This is a genomic window from Neptunitalea lumnitzerae, from assembly GCF_027924185.1.
Taxonomy (GTDB): Bacteria; Bacteroidota; Bacteroidia; order Flavobacteriales; family Flavobacteriaceae; genus Neptunitalea; species Neptunitalea lumnitzerae.
Genome location: NZ_BRVO01000002.1, coordinates 790837 through 806267, shown reverse-complemented (window position 1 = coordinate 806267; position 15431 = coordinate 790837). Strand labels below are relative to the sequence as shown.

The 15431-nt window shown below is 34.4% G+C and carries 16 protein-coding genes; 5 read left to right on the top strand and 11 right to left on the bottom strand.

Features of this window, described 5'->3' with window-relative positions:
• Positions 1–20: 20 nt before the first annotated feature.
• From Y10_RS10785 to pepT, 4 genes are all read right to left on the bottom strand, one after another.
• Positions 21–752 (bottom strand): MBL fold metallo-hydrolase, encoded by a 732-nt coding sequence (locus Y10_RS10785; RefSeq protein ID WP_281765397.1) that lies wholly within the window; start codon positions 750–752, stop codon positions 21–23.
• 64 nt (positions 753–816) lie between these two features.
• Positions 817–1545, bottom strand: coding sequence for a 2'-5' RNA ligase family protein (locus Y10_RS10780; RefSeq protein ID WP_281765396.1), 729 nt, complete (start codon positions 1543–1545; stop codon positions 817–819).
• Positions 1523–2116 carry a YdeI/OmpD-associated family protein gene (locus Y10_RS10775; RefSeq protein ID WP_281765395.1) on the bottom strand — a complete coding sequence of 198 codons (594 nt, stop codon included), beginning with the start codon at positions 2114–2116 and terminating at the stop codon, positions 1523–1525. The genes Y10_RS10780 and Y10_RS10775 overlap by 23 nt, the downstream gene beginning before the upstream one ends.
• A gap of 12 nt (positions 2117–2128) precedes the next feature.
• Positions 2129–3364 carry a peptidase T gene (gene pepT / locus Y10_RS10770; protein ID WP_281765394.1) on the bottom strand — a complete coding sequence of 412 codons (1236 nt, stop codon included), beginning with the start codon at positions 3362–3364 and terminating at the stop codon, positions 2129–2131.
• Positions 3365–3495: 131 nt separating this feature from the next.
• On the opposite strand from pepT, the gene Y10_RS10765 reads away from it, so the two are divergent.
• Together Y10_RS10765 and mazG are read left to right on the top strand one after the other, a co-directional pair.
• The gene (locus tag Y10_RS10765) at positions 3496–4521 is read left to right on the top strand and encodes a quinone-dependent dihydroorotate dehydrogenase (protein ID WP_281765393.1); all 1026 of its coding nucleotides are present in this window, start codon (positions 3496–3498) and stop codon (positions 4519–4521) included.
• 12 nt (positions 4522–4533) lie between these two features.
• Positions 4534–5307 (top strand): nucleoside triphosphate pyrophosphohydrolase, encoded by a 774-nt coding sequence (gene mazG, locus Y10_RS10760; protein WP_281765392.1) that lies wholly within the window; start codon positions 4534–4536, stop codon positions 5305–5307.
• Positions 5308–5320: 13 nt separating this feature from the next.
• On the opposite strand, the gene Y10_RS10755 is transcribed toward mazG, so the two are convergent.
• Positions 5321–6799 carry a helix-turn-helix domain-containing protein gene (locus Y10_RS10755; protein ID WP_281765391.1) on the bottom strand — a complete coding sequence of 493 codons (1479 nt, stop codon included), beginning with the start codon at positions 6797–6799 and terminating at the stop codon, positions 5321–5323.
• A gap of 125 nt (positions 6800–6924) precedes the next feature.
• Here Y10_RS10755 and aceB point away from each other — a divergent pair, with 125 nt between their 5' ends.
• The gene (gene aceB / locus Y10_RS10750) at positions 6925–8523 is read left to right on the top strand and encodes a malate synthase A (RefSeq protein ID WP_281765390.1); all 1599 of its coding nucleotides are present in this window, start codon (positions 6925–6927) and stop codon (positions 8521–8523) included.
• Between the two features lie 69 nt (positions 8524–8592).
• Positions 8593–9870: an isocitrate lyase gene (aceA, locus tag Y10_RS10745; RefSeq protein WP_281765389.1), complete on the top strand. Its 1278-nt coding sequence runs from the start codon at positions 8593–8595 to the stop codon at positions 9868–9870.
• A gap of 77 nt (positions 9871–9947) precedes the next feature.
• On the opposite strand, the gene Y10_RS10740 is transcribed toward aceA, so the two are convergent.
• From Y10_RS10740 to dnaA, 3 genes are read right to left on the bottom strand one after another with little or no spacing between them, the layout of a single operon-like run.
• On the bottom strand, positions 9948–10658 hold the full coding sequence (locus tag Y10_RS10740; RefSeq protein ID WP_281765388.1) for an SAM-dependent methyltransferase: 711 nt from the start codon (positions 10656–10658) through the stop codon (positions 9948–9950).
• Between the two features lie 3 nt (positions 10659–10661).
• Positions 10662–11117, bottom strand: a complete 456-nt coding sequence (locus Y10_RS10735) for a low molecular weight protein-tyrosine-phosphatase (RefSeq protein WP_281765387.1) — start codon at positions 11115–11117, stop codon at positions 10662–10664.
• Complete coding sequence (gene dnaA, locus Y10_RS10730) at positions 11117–12544, bottom strand: chromosomal replication initiator protein DnaA (protein WP_281765386.1); 1428 nt, start codon at positions 12542–12544, stop codon at positions 11117–11119. Before dnaA ends, Y10_RS10735 begins: the two co-directional genes overlap by 1 nt.
• A 188-nt stretch (positions 12545–12732) precedes the next feature.
• Between dnaA and Y10_RS10725 the strand changes: the two genes are divergently transcribed.
• Complete coding sequence (locus tag Y10_RS10725; RefSeq protein WP_281765385.1) at positions 12733–13131, top strand: acyl-CoA thioesterase; 399 nt, start codon at positions 12733–12735, stop codon at positions 13129–13131.
• Here Y10_RS10725 and Y10_RS10720 read toward each other — a convergent pair.
• Genes Y10_RS10720 through ribD form a run of 3 tightly spaced genes read right to left on the bottom strand, consistent with a single transcriptional unit; the run spans position 13123 to position 15396 of the window.
• Complete coding sequence (locus Y10_RS10720; protein WP_281765384.1) at positions 13123–13737, bottom strand: IMPACT family protein; 615 nt, start codon at positions 13735–13737, stop codon at positions 13123–13125. The genes Y10_RS10725 and Y10_RS10720 overlap by 9 nt on opposite strands.
• A gap of 7 nt (positions 13738–13744) precedes the next feature.
• Positions 13745–14362 (bottom strand): HAD family hydrolase, encoded by a 618-nt coding sequence (locus tag Y10_RS10715; RefSeq protein ID WP_281765383.1) that lies wholly within the window; start codon positions 14360–14362, stop codon positions 13745–13747.
• A complete protein-coding gene (gene ribD / locus Y10_RS10710) occupies positions 14359–15396 on the bottom strand; it encodes a bifunctional diaminohydroxyphosphoribosylaminopyrimidine deaminase/5-amino-6-(5-phosphoribosylamino)uracil reductase RibD (protein WP_281765382.1) in 1038 nt (345 codons plus the stop codon). The genes Y10_RS10715 and ribD overlap by 4 nt, the downstream gene beginning before the upstream one ends.
• Positions 15397–15431 lie beyond the last annotated feature (35 nt).

Here is a 15431-nt window from a genome sequence, read left to right as displayed (position 1 = left end):
AACGTATAGCGAAAGTAATTTTAAGGATACCATTCAAGAAGTTTAACTTCTATATCTTTACTTTCAGATGTTGTAAGTTCTTTAAATTTTCCAATGTCGCTTTTCCCATCTTGTCCTCTGTAGTGGTAAGGGTATACGGTTTTAGGAGCAAAGTCTAGTACTGCTTCAGCTGCCTTATCAACCGTCATTGTATAGGGTAGGTTCATACATACAAAGGCAATATCTATATTTTTAAGGTTTCGCATTTCGGGTATATCCTCGGTGTCACCACTTATATAAATACGTTTATTGTCTAATGTTAGAAGATATCCATTACCTCTTCCTTTAGGATGAAATTGTTTGGCTTCCTCTCTTAAATTATACATAGGGATTGCTTCTATAGGAATGTCTAAAATGGTTTTAGTAGCTCCATTGTTCATAACAATAGTCTTACTTTTAAAAGTTTCAGGGAGTTTGTCTGCTACAGCTTGGGGAGCAATGATTTTAGTGTTTTGGTCTATTTTTAAGCTCTTCAACGTTTCAATATTCAGGTGGTCTCCATGAATATCGGTAAGCAATACAATATCAGGAGTACCATACTGATTGAAAAAGTTTGCCTTTACAGCAGGATCAACAAAAATAGTTGTAGCTTCTGTTTTTAATACAAAAGAGGCATGTTCAATTGGGATAATCTCAAGAGCTTCTTCAGTTTTCTTCTGCGAGCAACCTATAAGAGTTAGTAAGGTTAACAATAGCGATATCTTTAATTTCATAACATGTAGTTTTGATTTAAAGATAGGTAATAAAAAAGGAGGTAAAAACTAAGTAAAGGTTAAATTAGTCTAGGTTAAAAGTTTTGAGTGTTTTTACAAACTTTTTTCTTTGGTACCAATCGTTATAAACCAGTTCAATTGAGTTTACCGTAAAAGTTCCAAAATTATGGTCTCTATATTTTTCTAAAGTAGTTATGAGCTTGCTTGTATTTGTTAGAGGTGCCCTAAATCTAATTACTGTAGCATGGGCTGTCTGAATAGCGTAACGTTTGTCTATGCTTTGTTCTATAGAAACGTTTTTAAATTGACTTCTTAATTGATCTCTTATTAAATTTAAGCTATTATCATCAGGAAATCCTTGAACAATAATACAAGAGTCTGAAGCTGTTATACCTTTAAAACTTATCTTAAAAGGTCTTATACCATTTAAACCCTCTTCAATAATGGAAGTATAATCTTCTATTGTTATGTTGTCTAAAGAGAATCCGTTATAACAAGAGATAACAGATAGTAATGTTATGTGAATATCAGAATTAGGGTAATAATATTGATGCGGTTCTAGAGGAATTATTTCCGATAAAAATGATTGAATAGCATTTTTTGTTTGCTGGTCTGGTCTAATAACCAAAGTTATACCAAACCTAGTATCATTATCTGTATTTATTAAGGGATCTGTTTTGTAAAGCCCCTTAATTATTTTTTCTTTTGAAGTGTAATAAAGGTTGCTATAATGCTCTTTTAAATTCATTTGATAAACGGAAATTCCTTGCTTAGCAGTTTTTGTATTTATCATGTAGTCCAACTCCTTGTAGTATCATAGGGGTGATTTTTTCCAATCTACTAACTTTGGTAGCTTCTCTTTTGGCTTCCAAAATGTGGTTAGCATATTCCTTTTGTTTGCCAGGAGTTAACTTATCAAAGGCTTGTGTTAGTTCTTCAGACTTTTTTAAAGCTTCCTTAAAAATAGGATCTACATCAAAAGCTATTTTCTTAGAACGTTCAGGTTTAATTTCTAGTCCTTTTAATTGGTTTTCAATAGCTTCTTGAACATAAGTGAGTATCAACGCTTCATTGATGTCTTCATTACTTTCAAATCTCCACTGGCGTAACGCCTTAGTTTTACCTTCTTGTGCATTTAAAAGCACATTTTTGGTGTCTTTTAGCAAAGCACCTTGGAAAAACCATATCCCAAAATGATTTTTAAAAGCACCTAGACCAACAATATTTTTGTTGTTAATGGTGTAAGTAGGGGCACCCCATTTAATGGTTTCTTCCAATTCTGTTTGAAGTAACACGGTTCTTATTTTTTCCAAGCCCGTTTTCCAGGTACTATGTTTTTCTAGGTATGCCGCTACTTTATCCATTATATTAGTGTATTATTTTTCTAATTTTTTAGAGGCTGTTAATTCAGCAATTTTTACAATTACCTGCATAGCTTTCTCCATACTTTCTACAGGTACATATTCATATTTCCCATGAAAATTATGTCCACCAGCAAAAATATTAGGACAAGGTAATCCCATAAAACTAAGTTGCGAACCATCGGTTCCACCTCTAATAGGCTTAATAATAGGCTTAATATCTAGCGCTTCCATAGCCTCCTTAGCGGTATGAACTATTTCAATCACAGGTTCCACCTTTTCTTTCATGTTGTAATATTGGTCTTTAATATCTAATAAAACAACATCACCGTATTTAGCATTTAAATCCGCCTCTATGTTATATAGTAGCTCTTTACGTGCTTCAAAAGCCTTTCTGTCGTGGTCTCTAATAATATACTCTATGGTAGTATTTTCAATAGATCCTGATATGGTATGTAAATGAAAGAAACCTTCTCTACCAGTTGTTTTTTCTGGTACTTCATCTTTTGGTAAAGCATTCATAAACTCATTTGCCAGCATAATGGCATTAACCATTTTTCCTTTAGCATACCCCGGGTGAACACTTTTACCTTTAAAGGTAACTTTAGCTCCGGCAGCATTGAAGTTTTCAAACTCTAATTCTCCTATTTGACTACCATCCATTGTATAAGCCCACTCAGCACCAAACTTTGCTACATCAAACTTGTGAGCACCACGTCCTATCTCTTCATCAGGCGTAAAACCAATACGTATTTTACCATGTTTAATTTCAGGGTGTTCTATAAGGTATTCCATAGCAGAAACAATTTCTGTAATACCTGCTTTATCATCTGCTCCTAATAGGGTAGTACCATCGGTGGTTATAATGGTTTGCCCTTTATATTGTTTTAAGTCTTCAAAGTATTCAGATGATAAAACAATATTTTCTTCTTCGTTCAATACAATGTCACCACCATCGTAATTTTCTACAATTTGCGGATTTACATTAGTGCCTGAGAAATCTGGGCTGGTATCAAAATGAGCCACAAAACCAATGGTAGGTACGTCATGCGCTACATTAGAAGGTAAGGTAGCCATAATGTATGCATTTTCATCTATGGTTACATCTTCTAAACCAATGCTCTTTAATTCTTCTACAAGTTGGTTGGCTAAATCCCATTGTTTTTCTGTACTAGGTGTAGTTTCAGAAGCTGGGTCAGACTGAGTATCCACAGTTATATAACTGATAAATCTATCAATAATAGGTTTCATACAATATATCTTTTCATTTATGTAATTCTCAAAAATACAATCTATTTAAGCTAATTATAAAGTTTTCTTTATAAAAATAATAGGATAACGTACTTTTGCAGACAACTTATAAACTAACAACACAACCTTCTATGTACAAACAACTCATTAGGCCTGTTTTATTTAAGTTTGATCCTGAGAAAATTCATCACTTTACTTTTTCTTGTTTACGAATAGGACAAAATCTTCCCTTTGTAAAAGGTATTATTAAAAGCTCGTTTGAGGTATCGCACCCTGCATTAGAGCGTGAGGTTTTCGGATTAAAGTTTAAAAACCCGGTAGGACTTGCAGCTGGTTTTGATAAAGATGCAAAACTGTATAAAGAACTATCTGCCCTTGGTTTTGGATTTATTGAAATAGGAACATTAACGCCTAAACCACAGCCTGGAAATCCTAAAAAGCGTTTGTTTCGATTAAGAGCAGACCAAGCTATTATAAACCGTATGGGCTTTAACAACGGTGGAGTAGAAGAGGCAGTGGAGCGTTTAAAGAAAAATTCTGATGTTCTTATTGGTGGAAATATTGGGAAAAATAAAGTAACCCCTAATGAAGAGGCGGTAGAAGATTATAAAATCTGTTTTGATGCCTTGTTTGATTATGTAGATTACTTTGTAGTAAACGTAAGTAGCCCAAATACGCCTAATTTAAGAGCTTTACAAGACAAAGAACCGTTAACACTACTACTAAATACGTTAATGGAAAAGAATGCCTTAAAAGAAGCGCCTAAGCCTATCTTGTTAAAAATAGCACCCGACCTTACAGACGATCAGTTGTTAGATATTATTGATATTGTAAAAGAAACTAAAATAGCTGGTGTTATAGCAACCAATACTACTATTGCCAGAGATGGTTTAACATCTGACGAAAGCTTAATTAAAGAAACCGGAGGATTAAGTGGTAAGCCGTTAACCGCCAGAAGCACCGAGGTAATTAAGTTTCTTGCAGAGAAAAGCAACAAGGCATTCCCTATTATTGGGGTTGGAGGTATCCATACAGCCGAAGATGCCTTAGAAAAATTAGATGCTGGTGCCGACTTGGTACAGCTATATACAGGATTTATCTACGAGGGTCCTAAACTTATTAAAGACATAAACAAAGCAATTATAGCACGCTCCTAAAAACTTTATATTATGAATAGCAGAGAATCTCAATTAAAGGCTTTTGATAGATTATTAACTATAATGGACGAGTTGAGAGAGAAGTGTCCGTGGGATCAAAAACAAACCATGGAATCTTTAAGACCACTTACCATAGAAGAGACTTATGAATTAGGAGATGCTATTTTAGATAAAGATCTTACCGAAGTAAAAAAGGAGCTAGGAGATGTATTATTGCATATTGTTTTCTATGCTAAAATTGGAAGCGAAACCAATGATTTTGATATTGCAGATGTACTAAATTCTCTATGTGAAAAATTGATTTATCGTCATCCGCATATTTATGGAGACGTTCAGGTAAAAGATGAAAAACAGGTAAAAGAAAACTGGGAAAAACTAAAATTAAAAGAGGGTAAAAAAAGTGTTTTAGAAGGGGTGCCAAAAAGTTTACCAGCGTTGGTAAAAGCAAACCGAATTCAGGATAAAGTTGCCGGAGTGGGATTTGATTGGGAACACCCAGAACAGGTTTTTGAAAAGCTAAAAGAGGAGTTGTCTGAGCTACAAGAGGAAGTAGAAAAGCAAGATAAAGATGCTATGGAAGGTGAGTTTGGAGACGTGTTATTTAGCATGATTAACTATGCCAGATTCTTAAAAATTGATCCTGAAAATGCATTGGAGCGCACCAATAAAAAGTTCATAAAACGCTTTAATTATCTTGAACAAAAAGCCTCAGAAATGGGAAAATCACTAGGTGAAATGACCCTTTCTGAGATGGATGTTTTCTGGGAAGAAGCTAAAAATATTTAAACAATCACTTTAATTAAAACTTATTAACTAATTGATTAACAATATTTTCAATAGTTTCATTGTTTTTCTTACGAATGAGTTGAAGGGGAGGACTTTTACGAACTTGACAATCTGTCAGTCCACAACTTTCACAAGTAACGCCAACCACCTCGGTCGTGATTTCTGGGTGGCTCACAAACTTAATTTTTTGATGGAGTGATGGTGTTATTAAAATACCAATGCTAATACTTCTCAGGTAATTTTCTTTAAACGGATCGTGCGTAGTAGAACTAAAAACTAAGTACTCATTATTGCTGTTGTGATACTTTGAAATTTGCGCTTCAAAATAATGGGTGTTGGTTACTTTTTTAAAATTTTGCATGGTTTTAATTGCCACCCATTTTCTACAATAATGCTCATTCATTTCGTTTGCTCTTGGCTCTTGCTGATGGGTAATATGGAGCTCTTTTTTTAGCTGATATTTATCGGAACCTTCTTTGTGAGTAAACCTCAAAAAGAACAAATTTTTCATCTGAAAATCTTTCGGAAGTATGTTGGTGATACGTTGATATAAAGTTTCAGGAGAAGCGTTAAATGTTCGAATGATTTCTTCAAAATCTTTTTGTAATAAGATGGGTTGATTAAAAAAATTAGAAAGCTTTTCTACCAACATTTTTCTTGGAATAATTAAAGCACCTGCAAAATAAGAAGCATAAAAATTGTTCAGTACTTGCTCAAAATTTTCAAATTTAATCCAGCTAAACGTATATAAGCGTTCAGCATAGTTAAGATAATTATAAGCTATTTCTTTTGCGTAAATAAAAGCCCTTTGTGCTTCATCTATGTAATTAGCTATTAAAAGAGTTTTTGTTTTAGGTACCAATACTGAACGGAGTGTTTCCAGTTCGGTATGCTTAGATAATTCTTCTTCGTTTATGGTGTAACCATATTCCTCAATTAAGATGGTTTCTAGTTCTTTTGCGCTAATCTTACTGTTTAAGTCTATCTGATAGGCTTCTGCGAAGCTTAGAACGTGATTCTCTAAATCTTCGAAGAAGTTGTTGTGCGCCTCCTGATACGACCTTAGAGAGGCTAAAAAGAAGCTTTCTCTGTTTAGGTTGTATTGTTGCGATATTTCAATAATGGTACTTATAAAGGCATTTACCTTGGCGGGTGCATTTGCAATAATGTCTATCAAATCTCTTTCTTGAATGCCAAAGAGGTCTAGCGGAATCTCTTTTAATATTTTAGATTGTAAAATATCACCAATAGGAGCCAGGTTCTTGTCTAGCTTGGAAGATACTAGTTGGTCATACGGAACATTTAAATGTTCTGATAAAAGGATAATCTTATCGGTTTTAGGATATTTCTTGCCTTTTTCTATTTCATTTAGGTACGATTTAGAGAGCCCGGTAAGTTTAGATAGCCCGAATAATGATAGGTTTTTCTCTGTTCTTATCTGCTTTAATTTTAAGCCAAAAATAAGTCGTATGTATTCTTCTTCTATTGTCATACTGTAAAGATATACTTTTTTGCGAATATATTTAAAAAACGAATTTTATAAAAAAAGCGAACGTTCGCTTGCATTTTATTTTTTTTTAATTTAATATTGTTCTCAGAAACAAACAATTAAGTATTATGTCTGATTTAGCAGTAAAAAAAGTAAGCGCTCAATTTAGCAACGAGGTAGCTAATTATTACCCGGAAGTGCTAACAGATGAGGCATTGTTTTTCCTTGGCAAGTTGCATGAGAAATTCAATGAAGAACGATTATCATTATTAAAAAGACGGGCACAAGAACAAGTGCTTTTTGAAAAAGGAAAGTTGCCTTCTTTTCCTGTAGAAACGTCTGATATTAGAAATAGTGAATGGGTAGCAGGTACTACACCAGAAGATTTACAGGATAGACGCGTGGAGATTACGGGGCCTGTAGATCGTAAAATGATTATTAATGCATTGAATAGTGGTGCTAAAACTTTTATGGCTGATTTTGAAGATAGTAATGCGCCATCGTGGAAAAATAATATGGAGGGGCAGCAGAATTTATCAGACGCTATTTCGAAAACGATTTCGTTGTATGATTCAACTAAGGATAAGTCGTATCAGTTGAATGACGAGGTTGCAACCCTTATTGTACGCCCCAGAGGTTTACACCTAAATGAAGAACATTTGTTGTTTGATGGAGAGTCTGCATCAGGGTCTTTGATAGATTTTGGGTTGTACGTTTTTAGAAATACCAAAGCATTGATGGAGCAAGGGTCTGCACCTTATTTTTACCTTCCTAAAATGGAACATTATTTAGAGGCTCGTTGGTGGGATAGGGTTTTTACTTATGCTGAGCAATGTATGAATGTACCACAGGGAACTTTAAAAGCTACTGTATTGATTGAAACTATTACCGCTAGTTTTCAGTTAAATGAAATTATTTATGAGCTAAAAGATCATATTGTAGGACTTAATTGTGGTAGATGGGATTATATTTTCTCTTACATTAAAAAGCTTAGATATCAACCAGATTTCTTGGTGCCTAATAGAGATCAGGTTACTATGACCACACCTTTTATGGAGGCCTATTCTAAACTGGTTATTCAAACGTGCCACAAAAGAGGTATCCATGCTATGGGGGGTATGGCAGCACAAATACCTATTAAGAACGATACAGAAGCGAATGATAAAGCTATAGAAAAAGTACGTAATGATAAGTTGCGCGAAGTTCAGAATGGTCATGACGGTACATGGGTGGCACACCCAGGCTTGGTAAAGGTGGCTATGGATATATTTGATGAATACATGCCACAACCTAATCAGAAAGATAAAATGCTTTCAGATGTTGAGATTACCGAAAAAGATTTATTAGAAAAGCCTGAGGGTACTATTACAGAAGAAGGTATACGTAAAAATATTAATGTAGGAATACTGTATATAGAAGCTTGGTTACGCGGTAATGGGGCAGTGGCCTTATATAACTTGATGGAAGATGCTGCTACAGCAGAAATTTCACGAACTCAAGTGTGGCAATGGTTGCATGCTAAGGCAACTTTAGAAGACGGTAGAACTTTTGATATAAAGTTATACAATCAATTGTTAGAGTCTGAAGTAAACAACATACAAGCTATGGTTGGTGATGAGGCTTTTTGTAATGGTAAGTTTGAGAGGGCTATTCAATTATTTGAAGAGTTGGTACTTAATGAAACCTTCGAAGAGTTTTTAACGCTACCTGCATATCAATATTTATAAACAAAACATCCCGTAGTTTGCTGGACACAATTCGTACGGGACATTCAATAATCTTTAAAAAGCAAATTTATGAAAACTGAAGCTAGAATTCAACAATTAGTAACGGATTGGGAAACAAATCCAAGATGGAAAAATATTACAAGACCTTACACCGCCGAAGAGGTTATTACACTTCAGGGTTCTTATCAAATTGAGCATAGCATAGCTAAACAAGGGGCTATTAAGTTATGGGATAAATTAAACTCACAAGACTTTGTTGCTGGCCTTGGGGCTTTAACAGGTAATCAGGCAATTCAAGAGGTAGAGGCTGGCTTAGAAGCTATTTATTTAAGTGGATGGCAAGTTGCTGCAGATGCTAACCTTGCAGGAGAAATGTATCCTGATCAGTCTTTGTACCCTGCTAATAGTGTACCTATGGTGGTAAAACGTATTAACAATGCTTTGTTGAGAGCAGACCAAATACAAAATGTAAACGGACTTGCTGATAAGAAAGACTACCTAGTGCCTATTGTTGCCGATGCAGAAGCTGGTTTTGGGGGTAATTTAAATGCTTTTGAGTTGATGAAAGCCATGATTGAAGCAGGAGCTTCAGGGGTTCATTTTGAAGATCAGTTAAGTTCTGCTAAAAAATGTGGTCATTTAGGAGGTAAAGTGTTAGTGCCTACGCAAGAGGCTATTAATAAATTAATAGCAGCCAGATTGGCGGCAGATGTATCTGGTGTACCTTCTGTAATTATTGCTAGAACAGATGCCGACGCAGCTAATTTGTTAACGAGCGATATTGATGAAAGAGATCATAAATTTTTAACGGGAGAACGTAGCGCAGAAGGATTCTTTTATGTGAAAAATGGTATTGAGCAAGGGATAGACCGAGGGTTAAGCTATGCACCGTATGCAGATTTAATTTGGCTAGAAACTTCTACACCAGATTTAAGTGAAGCAAAAAGATTTGCAGAGGGTATACATGCTAAGTATCCTGGTAAAATGTTGGCGTATAACTGTTCTCCTTCATTTAATTGGGCTGCTAAATTAAGTGTGGCTGAAATGGAAACCTTTAGAGAAGAAATAGCAGCTTTAGGGTATAAGTTCCAATTTATTACTTTGGCAGGGTTCCATGCCTTAAACACTAGTATGTTTGAACTTTCTAGAGCTTATAAAGAAAGAGGGATGGCTGGGTACTCTGAGTTGCAAGAACGTGAGTTTGGTTTACAAAAACATGGTTTTAAAGCAGTGAAGCACCAAGGCTTTGTGGGTACAACCTATTTTGATGCTGTACAAAATATAGTTACTTCTGGTACTGCTAGTACAGTGGCTATGAAAGGGTCTACCGAAGCAGCACAGTTTTAGTGTAGTATGCGTTTGACACTCTATATATTTATTTATTTGAGAAGCGCCCGGTTTGTATAGTATCGGGTGTTTCTTTTTTAATACTGATGTATAATAAATATAGCAGGTCTTTTGTGAAGGTCTACTTTTGTTTTTTTCCAGCTAGAAATAGGTTGCGTTTTAATATACTCGGTTGGTAATGTTAAGTCGCAGGCTATACATAATTGGGTGTTACTTTGTAATATAGAACACATGCTTTCTAAAAGCTGATTGTTTCTGTAAGGAGTCTCAATGAATAATTGAGATTGATTAAAATCTTTTGATCTACGCTCTAAAGCTTTTAATGCAGACTTCTTTTCTCCTTTATCGATTGGTAAATAGCCATTAAAAGCAAAATTTTGACCATTAAAACCGCTACTCATCATAGCTAATAGAATAGAGGAGGGGCCAACTAATGGAATTATTTGAATGCCTTTTTGATGCGCTATTTTAACTACATCTGCACCAGGATCTGCAACACCAGGGCAACCAGCTTCAGAAATAATACCTACATCGGCTCCGTTTAAGCAATTGGTTAAAAAACTAGGTAGCTCTTGTGGCTCAGTGTATTTATTAATTACATGAAGTTTTAGCGAGGGTTGCGATTTTTCAGGGCATATCTTTTTAATAAACCTTCTTGCTGTTTTTTCGTTCTCTACAATAAATTCACTTATGGCGTTAATTGTAGTTTTAACAGCTTCAGGGAGTACCTGTTGTGGTTCAACATCTCCTAATGTAGTAGGTATTAAATAGAGTTTACCTGTGCCCATGTCTTATGCATATTTTTTAATAAACGCATCGCATGCTGTATCCAGCATTTTATATACGTTTAAAAACCCATCTTTACCACCATAGTAAGGGTCTGGTACCTCAAGGTTTTCTTTTGGAAAACTTAAGTTTAAGATAAGTTGTACCTTTTTGATATCTTTTTCATTACTAGCTAAAGCAATTACATTATTGTAGTTGCTTTGGTCCATTACAAAAATATGATCAAACGCAGCAAAGTCCGATTTTTTAAATTGTCGGCAGCGTTGGTCTGTAATGTCAATATTAAATTGCTTGGCAATGTCAATAGATCGCCTGTCAGGAAGTTCACCAATATGGTAACCTCCTGTTCCGGCAGAATCTACTATAAATTTTTCAGGATCAAGTCTGTCTTTAAAAATACCTTCTGCTAAAGGAGATCTACAAATGTTCCCTAAGCAAACCATTAAAATTTTGGTTTTCATTATAAGGTAAGTTTTTGAGATATTTCTTCAATATATTTTTTGAACTGCTTGTCTGTTTCGGCAAGGTTATCTACTGTTTTACAAGCATGTAAAACGGTAGCGTGGTCTCTTTTTCCTATTTGAGAACCAATGCTTGCTAAAGAAGCTTTGGTATATTTTTTAGCAAAAAACATAGCTAATTGGCGTGCTTGCACAATATGTCTTTTACGAGTTTTAGATTGTAGGGTAGCAACATCCATTTGAAAATAGTCTGACACTATTTTTTGAATGTAATCTATAGATACTTCTCGTTTGGTGTTTTTAACAAACTTCTCTACAATCTGGCTTGCAAGATCAAGGGTTACTTCTTTTTTGTTGAAAGAAGATTGAGCGATTAACGAAATAATAGCTCCCTCCAATTCTCTTACATTGGTTTTAATATTTTTAGCAACATACTCTACAATCTCTTCAGGCATTTCTACACCATCTCTGTAGAGTTTGTTTTTAACAATAGAAATTCTTGTTTCGTAATCCGGACTTTGAAGTTCGGCAGATAATCCCCATTTGAATCTAGATAACAAGCGTTGCTCAATATCTTGCATATCTACAGGAGCTTTATCAGAAGTTAAAACAACTTGCTTACCATTTTGGTGTAAATGGTTGAAAATATGGAAAAATACATCCTGTGTTCCAGATTTACCAGAGAAAAACTGAACATCATCTATAATAAGTACATCTATTAATTGATAGAAGTGAATAAAATCGTTTCTCGTATTCTTTTTAACAGACTCAATATATTGCTGAGTAAATTTTTCAGCCGATATGTATAAAACTGTTTTTTCTGGATACTTATCTTTAATATCTACCCCTATAGCATGTGCAAGGTGAGTTTTACCTAATCCTACACCTCCAAAAACTAATAAAGGATTGAACGAGGTTCCTCCTGGTTTATTAGCAACAGCTAAACCAGCAGATCTTGCTAATCTGTTAGAATCTCCTTCAAGAAAATTATCAAAACTATAGTTAGGGTTTAGTTGCGATTCAATTTTTACATTTCTGATACCAGGAATGATAAATGGATTCTTAAGTTCAGGATTTTTATTTTTTAAAGGCACGTCTAATTCCTGAGAAGGAACAGCCGGACGATTATTACTAGGAATTTTCTCAGTAAAAGGTTTTTTGTTGCCGTAAGTGTTTTCCATTCTAATAATGTACACTAACTTTGCTCCATCACCAAGTTCTTTTGTTAAAGCAACCTTTAACAATTTCACATAGTGTTCCTCTAACCACTCATAGAAAAATTTACTAGGTACCTGAATGCTTAAAGAGTTGTCTGTCAACTTAACTGCTCTGATAGGTTCGAACCAAGTTTTGTAAGCTTGAGGTTGAATGTTATCCTTTATGAACTGGAGACAGCGCTCCCATACCGTTTGAGCAGTTTTATCCATTCTTTCTTAAAATTTTTTTTATTAATGGGGTAAGATTAATAATTCTTTTTCTTCTAGTTTGGTTAAACAAATATGTGAACAAAAAATTGAAAAAAAAAACGGATTGGGTATTGAATATTTAAAAAAAAAAACACATACCCATTTACATTAAATTAACATTATTTTAACCTATAAAATTCTTACATAAAATGAGACTAGAACATACTTGTAGTACTAGAATACGATATGGTGAAACTGACCAAATGGGGGTAGTGTATCATGGCAATTATGCACAATTTCTAGAGATGGGACGTACCGAACTGCTTAGAAACATTGGGGTTTCATACAAAAGTATGGAAGAAGAGGGGGTAATGTTGCCTGTAGTTTCACTTACTATTAATTACAAGAAATCTGCGTATTATGACGATGTAATTTTTATTAAGACTATATTATCTCAAACACCCTCTGTAAAGATTACTTTTGATTATGAAATAACTAACGAGTTAGGAGAGTTATTAACAACTGCTACGGTGGTCTTAGCTTTTATGAATAAAGACACTCATAAGTTAACAAGATGTCCAGATTATGTATTAAATAAGTTAGGATAACTTTTTTAACGTAATTTCATAGAAAGGAGTAAAAGCTTGTTCGCAAGCGGGTGCTTCAGACTTTCTAATAGAGAAAATAATCTCACATGTGATTTCCATTTTTTGAGAAATGATATGGAGATTTTTTTCTTTTATAATACGCATTACATGGTGTATGTCTTTGTATTCAAAGTTTACCTTATAGGTACAGTCAATTGTTCTTTCTACAATAGAGGCATTTTCTAATGCCATTTGCGCTGTAGTTCTATAAGCATTTATTAAGCCAGGAACGCCTAGTTTAACCCCTCCAAAATAGCGTACTACTATAATGAGTACGTTGGTAACTTCAAAAGATTGTATTTGTCCATAAATAGGCATTCCGGCAGAATTGTTGGGTTCACCGTCATCATTGGCTCTGTATTGCACTGTTTCAGCGCCTATTTGCCAAGCATAACACCAGTGCCTTGCATTGTAATGCTGTTTTTTAATGTCTTCTAGAAGGTCTTTAATTTGTTCTTCGGTTGTTACGGGGTATGCATAGCCGAAAAATTTACTGTTTTTATCTTTAAAAAGTACTTCTTCTGTTGCAGTATCAATAGTTTTGTAAAAGTCTTGATTCTCTTCCAAGCTATCTTTATTTAAATGGATATGGTTGGTTAAACAAATTTGTTACTTCATCTTTTCCAGGAATTAAATTCCAAGTATGTATACCCAGAGAATGCGCTGTAGCAATATGTTCTGCAGTATCATCTATAAATAAGGTCTCTTTAGGGGTAAGATGAGCATCTTTTAAAACAAATTCAAAAATATCGGCATTGGGTTTTCTTAGGTTAATCTCATATGATAGATAGAACTGATCAAAACAGTTTTTGAATTCTTCAAATTTCTCAAGAGAAATTTCATTAATCACGTGCTGAATATGAATATCGTTTGTATTGCTTAGTAAATACAGCTTGTATTTTTTAGAAGCGGCCAAGTCTTTTATAAAGTCAATTCTATTTTGTGGTATGTCTAACAAGATGCAATTCCATGCATCTAGTAAATCTTTTTCAGTAGCTTTTGGGAAAACTTCTTTATAATAGGCTACAAACTCAGCCGAGCTCATAAGCCCCATTTCGTAAGCGTCATTTTTGGCCTGCATTTCTTCTGAAATTTCAAAGGTGCCAAATTTTTCAGTTAACCTAGCAACGGTAGCTGGTTTGTCTAGATTGATAAAAACATCTCCAAAATCAAAAATTATATTCTGTATCATTTGTTTTTGTATATGTGTAGTTGGTTATCTAAAATTTGTTTTTGTTGTGTAAAAGGCTTGTTTATATGCGGAGCCTTAATACCTTTTTCAAATATTGTATTTCCGGTAAAAACTCGGGCTTCATCCCATAGGTTTTCATTTATAAAAGTTTGTAGTGTTTGTGCTCCACCTTCTATAATAATGCTTTGAATGCCGTGTTTGTATAAAATGCTACATATTTGTTTAGCTACATTGTTGGTAAAATCTATATTTTCAAAATATATATTGTTTTTATTACCAGTTTCTTTTTCGGTTATAATAATGGTTTTTACATCCTTATTATAGATTTCTGTGTGGGTAGGAATACGTAAACTTTTGTCTAGCACAATACGAGTTGGATTTTTACCTGCCCATTCTCTGGTAGTTAAAGAGGGGTTGTCTGCTAATACTGTGTTGGTGCCAACAAGTATAGCGTCTTCAATACTTCGCCATTTATGTACTAATTGTTTTGCGTAGGTGTTAGAAATCCAAACAGGAGCTACTTCATCTTTGGATTCAGGAGCTAAAAAGCCTTCTTTAGTTTGAGCCCATTTTAAGATGATATACGGCCTTTTTTGAGTGTGATACGTAAAAAACCTACTGTTTAAATCATTGCATTCATCCTCTAAAACACCTACAGTAACATTGCAACCAGCTTCTATTAACTTTTTAATACCTCTACCAGCTACTTCAGAAAAAGGATCAACTGTACCAATAACAACATTAGGGATACCTTCTTTAATAATTAAGTCGGAACATGGAGGTGTTTTTCCAAAATGGCTACAAGGTTCTAAACTAACATAAATGGTAGCTTCTTTAAGTAGTTGTTTATCTTTAACAGATGCAATGGCATTTACCTCTGCATGTGGTTTCCCTGCCTTTGTATGCCATCCTTCTCCTATAATATTATTATTGTGTACAATGACACTTCCTACCATTGGGTTAGGGGATGTACTACCAAGTCCATTTTTGGCCAGCTGAATACAGCGTTTTAGGTATTTTTCATGTATCTTCACACCGCAAAAATACTATTTATAAAGAGAATTAGAGG